Consider the following 14,030-nt stretch of genomic DNA (forward strand, 5'->3'; position numbering starts at 1 on the left):
GCATAAACCGGCTTTTTCTTATTTTATTTAAATGATGCTATTATGACTTATCTTTATTAGCCATTCTTTTACGCTCGTTTTCATCAAGGTAAATCTTACGCATTCTCATGCTTTGTGGAGTTACCTCCAAATACTCATCCTTCTGAATATATTCTAAAGACTCCTCTAAAGAGAATTTCTTTGGTGGTGGTAATTTTGCGTTATCATCGGACCCTGAAGCTCTCATGTTCGTTAGTTTCTTACCCTTTACTACATTCACGACCAAGTCATTATCACGAGAGTGCTCTCCGATTACCTGACCTGCATAAAGATCATCACCAGGCGCAACAAAGAAAGTACCTCTATCAGTTAATTTATCTAATGAGTAAGCAGTAGCCATACCTGCATCCATTGAAATCATAGAGCCGTTATTTCTACCTGCAATTGGGCCTTTATAGGGCTCATAACCGTTAAAACGGTGCGTCATAATAGCTTCACCTGCTGTAGCAGTTAAAATATTATTTCTTAGTCCAATGATCCCTCTAGCAGGTATATTAAATTCCAAATGCTGCACATCACCTTTAGGTTCCATTACAGTCAGCTCACCTTTTCTTTGAGTTACTAATTCAATTGCTTTACCAGAAACTTCATCCGGAACATCGATAATTAAATGCTCCATTGGTTCATTACGAACTCCGTCAATTTCTTTATACAGTACTTGTGGCTGGCCCACTTGTAATTCGTACCCTTCTCTTCTCATCGTTTCAATCAAAACAGACAAGTGAAGAATCCCTCTACCATAGACTAAGAATTTATCTTCAGAACCTGCTGGCTCTACTCTTAAGGCTAAGTTTTTCTCTGTTTCCTTCATTAAACGATCACGAAGGTGACGAGAAGTTACAAATTTACCTTCTTTTCCGAAGAAAGGTGAGTTATTGATGGTAAACAACATGCTCATTGTTGGCTCATCAATAGAAATTCTTGGTAATGGCTCTGGATTTTCTGGATCGGTAACCGTATCACCAATATCAAAATTATCTAGTCCAATAATTGCACAAAGATCACCAGAATGTACTTCTTCTACTTTCTTTCTACCCAATCCTTCAAAAACCTGAAGTTCTTTGATTCTCATTTTTTTAACCGTACCGTCCTTTTTACAAAGTCCAATCTGCATTCCTTCTTTCAAAGTACCTTGGTATAATCTACCAATTGCAATACGACCTACAAAAGAAGAGTAATCTAATGACACAATCTGCAGTTGTGGTATTCCTTCCTTTACTGGGGCTGCTGGAATAGTTTTAACGATTTCATCAAGCAATGGAAAAATATTATCGGTTTTATCTTTCCAGTCTGTACTCATCCAACCCATTTTACTTGATCCATAAATAGTTTGGAAATCAAGTTGTTCTTCTGTAGCGTCTAAGTTGAACATTAGATCAAAAACTTGCTCATGTACTTCATCAGGACGGCAGTTTTCTTTGTCAACTTTATTGACTACCACTATTGGTTTAAGGCCTAAGTCTAATGCTTTCCCTAAAACAAAACGTGTTTGTGGCATAGCGCCTTCAAAAGCATCTACTAAAAGTAACACTCCATCAGCCATTTTTAATACACGTTCCACTTCACCTCCAAAGTCAGCGTGACCTGGAGTATCAATAATATTGATTTTAATATCTTTATAAGTAACGGAAACGTTTTTACTTAATATAGTAATTCCTCTTTCTCTTTCGAGATCGTTGTTATCCAAAATTAATTCGTCTGATTCCGTTCCCTCACGAAACTCTTGACAAGCATAAATAATTTTGTCAACCAATGTAGTTTTACCGTGGTCAACGTGGGCGATAATCGCCACATTTCTAATTTCTGACATCTAAATAATATAAATAAATTAACTGATATTCAACTAGTTAATACAACTAATAAAAAGTATCAACTAATCAAGTTGCAAAGGTAAGGAAAATAGTTTGGGGTATAATAGTTATTGGAAATAATTTAATATTCTGATAATCTGAGGATTTGACACTAAATCATTTTAAAAAATAAAAAAGCTGGTCAATATGACCAGCTTAGTTAATACAGCATATAATTTAATTATTTATTGAACAGCAGTAAACGCATTCAAATTACCATATCCGAATTCTGAGTTTCTATTAGGATAAAAATCTGCCGATTCTTTCATTTTTTGTAATACTTGGCTTCTGCTCCACCCAGGATTTCTTGACCAAACAAGAGCCGCTATTCCAGCAGTAGTAGCAGTAGCAACTGAAGAGCCTCCTACGGTAGAAGGTTGATCACCATTCATGGCTACTGATAAAGGATGCGCATTTGTTCCAGCCTGCTCCATAATTACAGTGAAATCTACTTTACTACCCGAGTGACAAACATCACATCTTTTATATTGACCTTCTTTAACACCCGTTACTGCAACCGTTTCATTCATGCTTGCTGGAAAGATTACACCAAACCAATTCGTAAAGCTTGTAGAAGTTCCTGCAGCTGCAAAAATTAACTTTCCTTTTCCATAAGCATAACGAATACCATCCGCTACTTTAGAATTATTAAAAACATCTCCTATTGACATGCTAATGATTTTCACATCAGATCGGTTCCCTAAATAAACCAAAGCTTCAGTTACTCCATCTTTTTCATTCCCACCATTTATTACTACATCACTAGTTCCTCTAACGCCTACTAAATTGGCGTTTAAGCTACACCAACAGCATTCCCATCATTTCCCCTTGGCGCGGTAGCCACTCCAGCCATAGAGGTGCCATGACCACATTTATCATCCGGTCCATCGTATTCCTTCCACCACCACATTCCAGTTTGATAGGTTCCTCTACGTTCAACAGTTCTGCCTTGAGAAAAACCAGAATTGAATTGCCCCCCTAAATTCTCCTGATTTGGAGAAACACCTGTGTCAATCATACCAATTGTAATACCAGCACCAGTGCTATATTCCCAAGCTTGGTTGATTCCCATCTGAGGATAATTCCATGACATTTTAGCATTTGGAGAAATGGTAGTGTAAAGCCCAGAGATATTAAAATTCGGTTCATTTGAGCAACCCGAATCACTATATCTTTGACCCTCATTATAGGTTTGAAAATTCACCTCATAGCTTAAAGGCTCAATATACCGAACGTTTTCCATTGATCTCAATCTGCTAATTACCTCTAAATCAAGAATCTTCATTTCAAGAAAAGGTAATACATCATGTGAAAAGCGTTCCAAATCATCTTTATTGATTGATCTTTGATATTTTCTTTCCAATACAAAACGGGTTTCTTCTACTATATCCGTTCTAGATTTTACCCAATTTGGATCCTCAACATTAATTGAGGTTATTCTTTCGTTAATGTTGCTTTCACCTTCCGCCTTATATCCTACAGTTAGTATACTATCAGCATGCATTAAGGCGCTCCATAGTTGAACATCATTTAATTGGGACCATTTGAACTCATCATTATCTTGCAATGACTTTATAATAATAGCATCAATATCTTCTTTAGGCACTAATTCTATTTCTTGTACTATTTCAACTGAATCATCTTTCATATCCAGCATTTCATCATCATTAGAACACGACCATAAAATTGAGGCTGCTAATATTAATGTTAAAATTTTCTTAATTTCCATAGTGTTTAGTTTTGGTTTTTGTTTTATGCTGTACTAAAATGAAATTGCAAAATATTAATTTAACTTACAAATGAAAGGCAGAATAATATTTGCACTATTTGAAGAATAAAAACTCTACCATTAACAAAAAACTAAAATGAAATTGAAAATATAAGAGATGAATTTATAGTTTATTCCTTATCGAAATAAACCTCTTTACCATCATATTTTAACATGTAACGGCCTTTGGGTAATTTTTGAATATCACAGGTAACATCCTTACCTCTTTTAATAATTCTACTATTTGCATTATACAACCAGAAGCTAACCTCCTCAGAAAATTCAATCATCCAATCATCCGTTATAGCGTATGTAATTTCACGCTTATCTGATTTATAATTGAAGGTTTCTGAATATTTTACAGGTAACTTCAGATCATGATATTGTACTCGGTACAGGTTTTCTCCAAAGCTATGATCCGCTTCTACACTATGCTGATTGATGAATATACCCCCTTTGGTTTTGACAGTATCCAATATCATCCATTCATTGTCAATTTGCTTTTCTACTATGTAAAAACCTTCTTTCGATTCTTTTGTGGTAATCCAAATTATTTCATTTTCATCCACATAAAATTTCAGCCAATTGAATTCAAGTAAATCTTTTATTACTTCAGGATTGGTAAGTTCTGGTTCACAGCTATCATCGTGCACAATTCTGATCACTACCCGGCTGTCCACTTCAAGACCTTGCATATCAATTTGATAAGCAGAGACATCAGGGTTTTTAACCAACAATTGTCCATTTAAATAAATGGCCTCAATACAAAAGCCTGCTCCCTGCCCTAAATAAGGATTACGAACAAATACGTTCTCACCATTGTAAAAACCACGGAAATAGGTATCCTTTCCTATCGAAGAAAAGGATATGATAGTAAATAATAAAAATAAAAGCGAGTAATTTCTCATCATAACTCCCTAATAATCATTCATATCGTAATGATTCTATAGGATCAAGCTTAGAAGCTTTGAATGCAGGATAATAACCAGAAATTAAACCTACGGATGCAGAAATGGTAAATCCTACAATCATCCAGACCCAAGGCACCACAAAACCTCCTTCACTAATGAGAGCCGATATACCGTTTCCGATGGCAATACCTAATACAATTCCTGCCAGACCCCCAATCTGACATATTACGATGGCTTCCCATAAAAACTGTAAACGAATTTTTGTAGGTGACGCACCAATCGCTTTTCTAATTCCGATTTCTCGAGTTCTTTCTGTTACTGAAACCATCATAATATTCATGAGACCAATAGATGCTCCTAACAATGTAATAGCCCCTATTGCGAAGCCTCCGATTCTGAGGTAGCCTGCAATTTCTTCTAACCTTTCCGCTAAGGATTCACTTTTTTGAATGTTGAAAGAGTTCTCTTGTCCAATTCCATCTCCTCTAACCCCTCTCATAACACCCGTTGCTTCAGCGATTCCTTGATCCATCATTACTGCATCTGGTAAAGAAACCGTAATAGCGTATTGTAAAGTACGGTTAGCAAAAAGTGTAGATAATCCAATTGGAATTATTATTGACTGGTCGGCACCTCCACCTCCCATACCTCCTTGTTCTTCCAGAACACCGATCACCTTAAATCTTGAACCAAAAAAGGATATGTCTTTATTGATAGGATCAACATTTTCATTAAATAATTTACCTACTACATTAGCACCTAAAATCACTACTTTATTATTATTTTGAACCTCAAGAGGTGAAAAATTCCTTCCTTCAGCAATATCGTAAGCTTTCTGTATTAAATAGTTTTCATCAGAGGCATAGACTCTGATGGTAGGTGTAGTTTTCTCTGATTTATATTTTAATTCAGCACTTCCGGTTATTCTAGTATAAATAGACACATTACCAGCATAATTATATTTACTTTTAAAAAGTAAAGCTTCTTTGTAACCTATAGGTTCATAACTTTTCTCTTTCTTTCCTTGAGATGTACCTCTTCTTCCATCCTGTCCTCTTGCTTCTATGTCAAAATTATTGGCACCTAGTCCCGCTAAATTACCACTAACTGAATTCTGAATACCATCAATAGCGGTAAGTATACCCACTAATGCAGTGATTCCAATAGCAATAATAGCTGCCGTTAAAATAGTTCTTAACCGATTTCCTTTAATCGACCTTACGCCTTCTTTTATGTTTTCTAGGTAATCCAAATCAATTATTTTTTGTAAATTTTAATAATTTAATGTGATTATACACGATTTATTACATAAATGTATAAAACTTTAATTTGAAACTCCATTAATTATAATTAGTTATACATTGATAAGTGATTTATTTTCCCTTTACTATGATTAAAAATATTACGCTATACCTTTTTATAAGCTTCTTTCCGGCAAATATTCTATTCGCCAATCAAATTCTAGTTCCAATGGATAAAGAACAGGCCAATCATTTGAAAGCCTACGGAGTAGCCTATTGGATTTTAGAAAAAGAAATTCCGATTGATTGGTTATTGAATTACCGAGGCGGGAGCTTTCTGATAGAAAGTCGACAATCCATTATTAATGAATTAATCATTAGGGGCATTAGCTATGAAATTATTTCTGATGCCAATGCTAATAGTTTATTGGATGAGATAGCGAGCCCTTCTTCTAATAAAGATGCAATGCGACTGAATAAGGTTCCTAAAATCGCAGTATATTCACCGAAGTCAAAACAACCTTGGGATGATGCCGTAACACTTGTACTCACTTATGCGGAAATTCCTTATGATGTAATCTTCGATGATGAAATCATGACAGAAGGTTTATCAGAATATGATTGGCTTCATCTTCATCATGAGGATTTCACTGGGCAATACGGTAAATTTTATAGGAGCTACGCAAATCAACCCTGGTATATTGAACAACAAAAAGAATATGAAGCCATGGCCAAAAAACATGGTTTCAGAAAAGTAAGTCAATTAAAATTAGCTATCACTCAAAAGATCAGAGGTTTTGTCAACAAGGGAGGCTTCTTATTTGCCATGTGTTCTGCTACTGATACTTACGATATAGCCTTGGCTGCAGCTGGTGTTGATATAGCTGCTAGAATGTATGATGGTGATCCTGCAGATCCGAACGCTCAAGAAAAACTAGATTATGAGCAAACTTTAGCTTTTGAGGATTTCAAATTAGAAATGAACCCATTAGAGTACGAATATTCAAATATTGACCAAAACCAAATTGACAGACCCGGTATAAAAGAAGGAAATGATTTCTTTACCTTATTTGAGTTTTCAGCTAAATGGGATCCAATCCCTACTATGCTAACTCAAAATCATGAAAAACTGATTAAAGGATTTATGGGACAAACTACTGCCTATCGAAAGTCATTAATAAAACCTGATGTCGTAATATTAGGTGAGAATGATGAGATTAATGAAGCTCGATATATTCACGGAATATTTGGCAAAGGCTTTTGGACTTTTTATGGAGGGCATGATCCTGAAGATTACCAGCATTTTGTAGGTGAACCGCCTACAGATTTAAATTTGCACCCTAATTCACCAGGCTACAGATTGATATTAAATAATATCCTATTTCCAGCAGCTAAAAAGAAAAAGAAGAAGACTTGATAATGGGAAAAGGAATTACAATTATTACTAAAATACAATTTCAACTGATAGAATAATAAGTGGTGAAGACAACGATTCTTTGGAATATTAAATTTTATGGTAAAAAAAATATAAAATATTACCTTAAATTTCTTTTAAAATAGCATTAACTGTTTAAGTAATTATATACTATAACTAATAATAAAGTTGAATATTTCATGATTTATTAAATCGGTTAAAATACACTATTTCAAATCGTTATACTTTTCCTTGCTTAATAAAATGAGCTCCGTACTTTTGCATCCTCAAATTTTAAAATAACTCTAAAAAGTACAAGAAATGAGAACTTCTACACAAAAAAGCAACACGAAAGTTAACTTAGAAAAAGAACAATTGTTAAAGAGAATTGTAAAGAAAAATAATTCTTTACAATCTGCCTGTATCATTATTTGCGAAACAAATTGATAATTCCGTAAAGCAATTTTAAAAACATGAGTCAGTTGGTTTCAAATACTAATAAAGAATTACTTTCTGCATTAGATAGTGATGAAGACCAAATCATTGTAGAAGGTTTTATGGAAAGATATTCCGTTGACCGAGAAGAAGCCGAAGAAATTCTTCAAGAAACCAAAAAATGGTTATGGTTAGCTTCTGAAAATATAAAGGAGAAAAAGGGGTTTCGACTTTTTATTGATAATTCATTACTGATAATCGATGAGATGTGGCATACATTTATTTTGCACACCCGTCTTTATCAAAAATTTTGTCATGAGAAACTAAATTTATTCATTCATCATGAGCCTACTCCTGCTTCAGAGAAAATAATAGGGTTTGATAGCGAAATAGAAAAGCAAAAGTTTGAAGAATCACAAGGAGAGAAATTGTCACAGCAACTTTCATACATTTATGATAAATTGGGGCCAGAAACAGTAATTAAATGGTATGACGAGTTCCCAGTAAAGTTTAGTCAAAAGAAGATTCATTCTATTAAGAAATAAATTGCTATCGTAATTTTCAAAACGGCATTAGTAATTCTTTTTACTATTGCCGTTTTTTTATTCTCAATCCAAAAACCCTACGTCAAAAAATCTAATAATTCTCAGATTATTTCAATATATTTCTATTTCAGATATTTTGGAAAACCAATTTGAAAAAGAATTTCACCTATATTATAGCATCCTCCTCAATTCGAAAGATATTTTTCTTTCTTATAATAATTTTGTTTCCAAAATTATTTAATTCAAAAGCGATTAGTCAAACCTATTTTTCACCCCCAATGCAGCATTACTCTGCTAAAGATTATAAAGCAGGCGTTTCAAATTGGGATATGACTCAGCTAGATAATGGGTTAATGTTTTTTGCTAATTTAAGTGGAGTTTTAAGATTTGACGGGATTGAATGGAGACTCATTGATATAAAAGGAGGTAAACTTGTTCGATCCATACATAAAGATTCAAATGAAAGAGTTTTCATAGGTAGTAATGATGAATTTGGATTCTTAGATCTTGATACCTTAGGTAATATTTCTTACACAACTTTGCGTTCAAAATTAAATAAAAACAGAATTGGCCAAATATTACAGATAGTTAGTATCAAAAATGACGTATATTTTTTAACAAGAGATTTTCTGATTCGATACAATCAATCGGGTCTTAAAACTTGGGAAACCAACAGAGCATTTGGGGCTTTTACTTATAATAATTTCCTATATGTTAAACAAAATGATCAGCCCCTATTAAAATTAAAAAATGATACTCTAGTTCCTCTTTCAAATCTTAATGAAAAATCTCCAGCATTGATACGGAATAATATTGTTAATGGAGTAAAACCGAATGAGAAATTTTTAATTAGTATTCGAGAAAATCAAGGATATATCTTCAAAAATGATTCCTTGTTTAGTAATGGTAATAGTTATCCTTTTGGAAATTCAATCTTGTCATTAACAAAAGAAAACTATAAAAACAATTCCTTTTGGGTATCAACTGTAAATAATGGGATTTTTAACTTTAACTATAACGATTCCATTTTCAATCAGCTTAACATCGATAATGGCTTACCAACCCAAATTAATATTAATATAAATTCCGATAAGCAATTTGGTATTTGGTCAATGCATCAAAAAGGAATAACCAGAATTCAATCGAACAAACAAATAATGTATTGGAGTGAAAAACTCGGAATAGATGAGCCTATAAATAATATTCTTAATATTAATGGGCAGCTCTTTTTAGCAACTTTTAATGGACTCTATACATTTGACGACCACAAAAAGCTTTATTTAATTGATAAATCAGAAGGAAGACTTTTTAATCTAATAAATAATGAAAGTAACCTTTATGCTTTTGGAGATAATGGTATTTATAAATTTAATAACACCTCATTAACTAAAAAAATACCAAGCTTAGGTATTTCAAACTCATTTAAATCAAGTAAAAACAAATTATTACTCACATCCTACAGAGATGGAATAATTAAATATAATACACAAACTGAAGAATCTGGCAATTATATACCTGATATTAATGGGATTTGTAACAGCATACTAAGCCTTGACTCTATACATTGGTTAAGTTACAAATCTGAAGGAATCTATTTGATTAATGAGAATAATGGTCATCCAAAATGGGAATTTTTCAATCAAAAACACGGATTACCAGATGTTAGTGGGATCAATATATTAAAAACTCTTGATGATGAAATCTTATTTTCTACCACAAAAGGCTTTTATACTCTTAATGCAAGACCGAAGGCTGATTCAAGCGATTTATTTGTTCCACATACAAAAATTACCTCTGAGAAATTAAACATCAACAATATTGATCAGGACAAATTCGGTAATTACTGGATTACTGTGATTGAAGAATCACAAAAACAATCGGTAATAAAATATGAGCGACAAAAAGACGGTAGTTATTTAAAAATCACCCAAGCATTAAAAGCAATTCCAAATCAAACTTTTTCAACTATATATGTTGACGAAATTGAAGATAGTATTATTTGGATAGCTGGAAATGAAGGATTGTATCGATTCAATGATAGAATTAGAGTAAACTACAATATCCCATTCAATACTTATATAAAGGAAGTAAGCCTAGGAGATTCTATTATTTCAACAGGCTTATATAAAACCTATAGAACCAGTGATTCTATTCCAACACTCACAATGGTGCAGAATGAAAATAATACACTGGAAATTCCTTTTCATAACAATAACATAAAATTTGGTTTTAGTGCATTATTTTATGAGCAACCTAAAAGAAATCAATACTCATATAAATTAGAAGGGTTTGACAAAAAATGGTCTAGCTGGACCTCAATAAACAATAAAGAGTATACCAACTTACCAGCAGGTAATTACACCTTTAAGGTTAAATCTAAAAACTTATATGATGTAGAAGGAGCCACAGCTACTTATACATTTAGTATTCTTCCACCCTGGTATCAAACCACCTGGGCATATCTAATTTTTAGTGTTATAACTGTAGGTATTATCTGGTTTTTAATGTTAGCTTATACATATAGAGTTCGTCAACACCGAAAAAAGCTAAAACTCATTGTAGCCGATAGAACATTTGAAGTAATGCAGCAAAAAAGGGTTATTGAAAAGCAATTAGTCAAAATGCAAAATTTAAATGAAGAAATAAGCCAGCAGCGTGATGACATATTAGAAAAAAATGAAGAATTAGAAAGCTCGCAGCAAAAAATAATCACCACCAATGAGAAACTTCAAGAACTCAACCATGCTCTTGAAGAACGAGTTGAAAAGCGAACAGCAAAAATTAAAGATACAATAAGAAAGCTTCAGCAGACCAATAAAGACTTAGACACTTTCACCTATAAAACTTCTCATGATTTAAAAGGCCCTATAAGTAGGATTAAAGGGATTTTAGCTCTTGCAAGATATGAAAACCCTGAAGCCAAATCTGATAAATATTTAGATTTAATTGAAAAAACAACCAAAGAGATGGATATTCTCTTAGCTAAACTTACGCAAGTCCATAATATTTATAATTCAAAAATTGAATATAATAGTATTGACATTCCTACAGTATTTAGAGATGTTATGGATAGAATTAGTCCATTGGTTGAACAATCTCAATTTAAATTTAAATTTGATTTACAAAATGAAAATGAGTTGAAAACTGATGTAAAAATGTTAGAACTCATTTTACTTAATTTGTTAGAGAATGCCTTAACCTATTTTGATGACGATAAACCACAAAAAGAAATAAAACTTAGTACAATAAGAAAAACAAACACTTTTTATCTTTCTATTGAAGATAATGGTATAGGAATACCTGAAAAACAACTTCCTAAAATATTTGAAATGTTTTACAGAGGTTCTGAAAAATCGATTGGTAATGGGCTTGGACTTTATTTAGTTAAAGTAGCCGTTGAAAAAATAGGAGCAAAATTAGAATGTGAATCGGAAGAACACAATTTCACCAGAATTATTATCAAATTTCCGTTGAACAAAGAATAACTTCCTTTTTTAGAGTATTAGCTTTTCTTTTTAGCTATTAATTTTTTCTCTTTTTCTACTAAAGTCTTGAGTGTCTGATTTTTAAAAATCTTAACGGTTTCATTACGCACTTTTAGAAAAGCCTCTCTTATAGAGCAGGTTTCTTCATCTTTGCATTCTTCACAGCGTTCGTAAAACTTAAAAGTAACGCAGGGTAATAAGGCTATAGCCCCATCAAACAAACGAAGAACTTGAGCTAAATTCACGTTTTCGGGTTCTCTTCTTAAATAGTAGCCTCCCCCTTTGCCTTTTTTGCTTCCTAATATCCCATCATTCTTTAATTCTAACAGTATAGCTTCTAAGAACTTTTGAGGAATATTTTCTTCTTCAGCTATAGTGCTAATGAGAATAGGACCACCCCCGTACTTTCTTCCTAAATGCACTAAAGCATTAATTGCATATTTAGACTTCTTTGAAATCATGATGGCAAATATACACTTTGATTATAAAAAGGAAGGTGTTTTTACAAAAACAATAACAATTGAATTGAGCATTCTTATATAAACAAGCGATACTGAATTAGTATCGCTTGTTTGATTATGATTTCTTCCGGGTTGATATTCCAAATGGTAAATAAAGTGGACAGAAACTGATAAAGCTAGTAGCTATAAAAATGATAGCCAATACTCCTAGAATTATAGCTAATGTACCCGAAATAACTCCAAAATAATATAAAATACCCACTGTGATAGCTAATAAAATTCTGATTGCTTTATCAGCCGTTCCCATATTTGCCTTCATAATAATTAGTGTTTTGTTATATCCTAATATACGATTTTCTTGAGTTTCTCACCTAATAAATTTAAAATCAAGAATTAATCATGAGTTCCACAGCCTTTTTCATTGCATCTAATTGCTGTTTGGCTTCATATACATAAGGTTTGGCAGCTCTTTCTTTGCAATCATACAGTGGACATGTCTCACAAGTCTCATTTACAATTCTAATCGGAATCGTAGGATCATTATGAAAACTTATTCTTTTCTTCATTTGAGGAGTGATTAACAAACCAATGGAAACGCTACTATTTTGACCTATATTTTTATTGCTTGACTTGGCTAAGCTTATGATCAAATATTCATTATCTGAATTAACATATTTACTTTTCTGAACTTTACATCTAACAGTATCTTCAGCAACAACATTGTCATTTTGAAGCTCTTTGAGAATTTCTATTGATGCCCATCTTCTACAATAGTGTTGGTCCAGAGCAGTACCATGTGGATTATGCAATCCAGACAGATGCATTTCTTTGGTGAGCTTAAAAGTTTGATTATCGGAAGTGCTAAACCTTAAAAAGAACAACTCTTTAACCCCAAACTCTTTGGGTAATAGGTTTGTGATCCGATGCATCAACATTTCTGGTGTACATCTATACTTTTCTAAAATATTATATATTATTTCAGAATTACATTGTGGCTGTGAAATAAATGATTTTAAATCATCAGTAAATTCTTTCGCAGGGAGTAAGAGAGCGCAAGCAAAATAAGAAGCCTTATAATTATTCAACATCTCCTCAAAAGAGTTAACAGAAACCCAGCTTGAGGTAAAAGGTCGCGGATTTAATTTCAAAAATTGATATCCTAATTCTTTAGCCATCGTAAAAACCTGTTGCTGCTCTGTCAATTTAGGATTCATTAATAACTGCGGCTTTTCTCCTTGAATAGTCATGGATCTTAAGGCTTTTAACTCCTGATGATGTTCTAACCCCTTTGGCCAAACTTGATAATTAAACTGTTCATTCAAAATTTCATATAATTGCTCATAGCTAAAAGGGAAAGTATGCTTCGATAAATATTTCTCCTTAAAAGCTATCACTTCATCCTCTAAAGATTGGAAATAATTATCATGCATTTCCTGATAGGATCGTAGCATATTCAAATACAAGCTTTCCACTCTTAAACCGTAATTTCTGCTGATCTCAATAAGAGTACTAATGAAAGCACCAAGTTTTGCAGGAGCATTACTTAATAAATCTAATAAATGAGCTGGTTCTATCCCTAGAAGCTCTAGAGGTAATTCTTTAAATAAATTAGATTGTAATAATTCACCCAAAGGAGCTAGCTTCTTACTTAATTGTAAAGAAACTAAATCATCGAAATTGATTTCAAGCGCATCAGAAAGTATATTTATTTTCTCAATTTTCGGATATTTTTTACCCTTCTCTATTTCATTTAAATAGGAGGCTGATAAACCCGTAAGTTTTGATAATTGAGTAAAAGAAAGCCCTTTTTCAATTCTTAATTGCCTTACTTTCAATCCAAAAATTAGCTTTACATTTTCTTGAGATACTGACATTTATTCA

11 protein-coding genes are annotated in these 14,030 nt (G+C 32.7%); 3 read left to right on the forward strand and 8 right to left on the reverse strand.

The window, feature by feature from the left end; translation table 11 throughout:
* Positions 1 to 40 precede the first annotated feature (40 nt).
* The 5 genes from typA to QYS48_RS02600 all read right to left on the reverse strand — a co-directional run bounded on the left by typA (position 41) and on the right by QYS48_RS02600 (position 5,820).
* Entirely contained in the window at positions 41 to 1,849 is a 1,809-nt protein-coding gene (gene typA / locus QYS48_RS02580; protein WP_308357399.1) for a translational GTPase TypA, read from the reverse strand.
* A gap of 225 nt (positions 1,850 to 2,074) precedes the next feature.
* Positions 2,075 to 2,641, reverse strand: coding sequence for a S8/S53 family peptidase (locus QYS48_RS02585; RefSeq protein WP_302104156.1), 567 nt, complete (start codon positions 2,639 to 2,641; stop codon positions 2,075 to 2,077).
* Between the two features lie 41 nt (positions 2,642 to 2,682).
* Positions 2,683 to 3,618, reverse strand: coding sequence for a S8 family serine peptidase (locus QYS48_RS02590; protein WP_308357400.1), 936 nt, complete (start codon positions 3,616 to 3,618; stop codon positions 2,683 to 2,685).
* A 170-nt stretch (positions 3,619 to 3,788) separates the two neighbouring features.
* Entirely contained in the window at positions 3,789 to 4,568 is a 780-nt protein-coding gene (locus QYS48_RS02595; protein ID WP_308357401.1) for a hypothetical protein, read from the reverse strand.
* A 13-nt stretch (positions 4,569 to 4,581) separates the two neighbouring features.
* The gene (locus QYS48_RS02600) at positions 4,582 to 5,820 is read right to left on the reverse strand and encodes an ABC transporter permease (protein WP_308357402.1); all 1,239 of its coding nucleotides are present in this window, start codon (positions 5,818 to 5,820) and stop codon (positions 4,582 to 4,584) included.
* A gap of 137 nt (positions 5,821 to 5,957) precedes the next feature.
* Between QYS48_RS02600 and QYS48_RS02605 the strand changes: the two genes are divergently transcribed.
* From QYS48_RS02605 to QYS48_RS02615, 3 genes are all read left to right on the forward strand, one after another.
* Positions 5,958 to 7,226: an asparagine synthetase B gene (locus QYS48_RS02605; RefSeq protein ID WP_308357403.1), complete on the forward strand. Its 1,269-nt coding sequence runs from the start codon at positions 5,958 to 5,960 to the stop codon at positions 7,224 to 7,226.
* 470 nt (positions 7,227 to 7,696) lie between these two features.
* Entirely contained in the window at positions 7,697 to 8,203 is a 507-nt protein-coding gene (locus tag QYS48_RS02610) for a hypothetical protein (protein WP_308357404.1), read from the forward strand.
* A 278-nt stretch (positions 8,204 to 8,481) separates the two neighbouring features.
* Positions 8,482 to 11,688, forward strand: coding sequence for an ATP-binding protein (locus QYS48_RS02615; RefSeq protein ID WP_308357405.1), 3,207 nt, complete (start codon positions 8,482 to 8,484; stop codon positions 11,686 to 11,688).
* Between the two features lie 17 nt (positions 11,689 to 11,705).
* On the opposite strand, the gene QYS48_RS02620 is transcribed toward QYS48_RS02615, so the two are convergent.
* From QYS48_RS02620 to QYS48_RS02630, 3 genes are all read right to left on the reverse strand, one after another.
* Complete coding sequence (locus QYS48_RS02620; RefSeq protein WP_302103835.1) at positions 11,706 to 12,149, reverse strand: Rrf2 family transcriptional regulator; 444 nt, start codon at positions 12,147 to 12,149, stop codon at positions 11,706 to 11,708.
* A gap of 115 nt (positions 12,150 to 12,264) precedes the next feature.
* Positions 12,265 to 12,468, reverse strand: coding sequence for a DUF2892 domain-containing protein (locus QYS48_RS02625; RefSeq protein ID WP_302103834.1), 204 nt, complete (start codon positions 12,466 to 12,468; stop codon positions 12,265 to 12,267).
* 67 nt (positions 12,469 to 12,535) lie between these two features.
* Positions 12,536 to 14,023 (reverse strand): XRE family transcriptional regulator, encoded by a 1,488-nt coding sequence (locus tag QYS48_RS02630; protein WP_308357406.1) that lies wholly within the window; start codon positions 14,021 to 14,023, stop codon positions 12,536 to 12,538.
* Positions 14,024 to 14,030 lie beyond the last annotated feature (7 nt).

It is taken from the genome of Marivirga arenosa (assembly GCF_030503895.2).
Taxonomy (GTDB): domain Bacteria; phylum Bacteroidota; class Bacteroidia; order Cytophagales; family Cyclobacteriaceae; genus Marivirga; species Marivirga arenosa.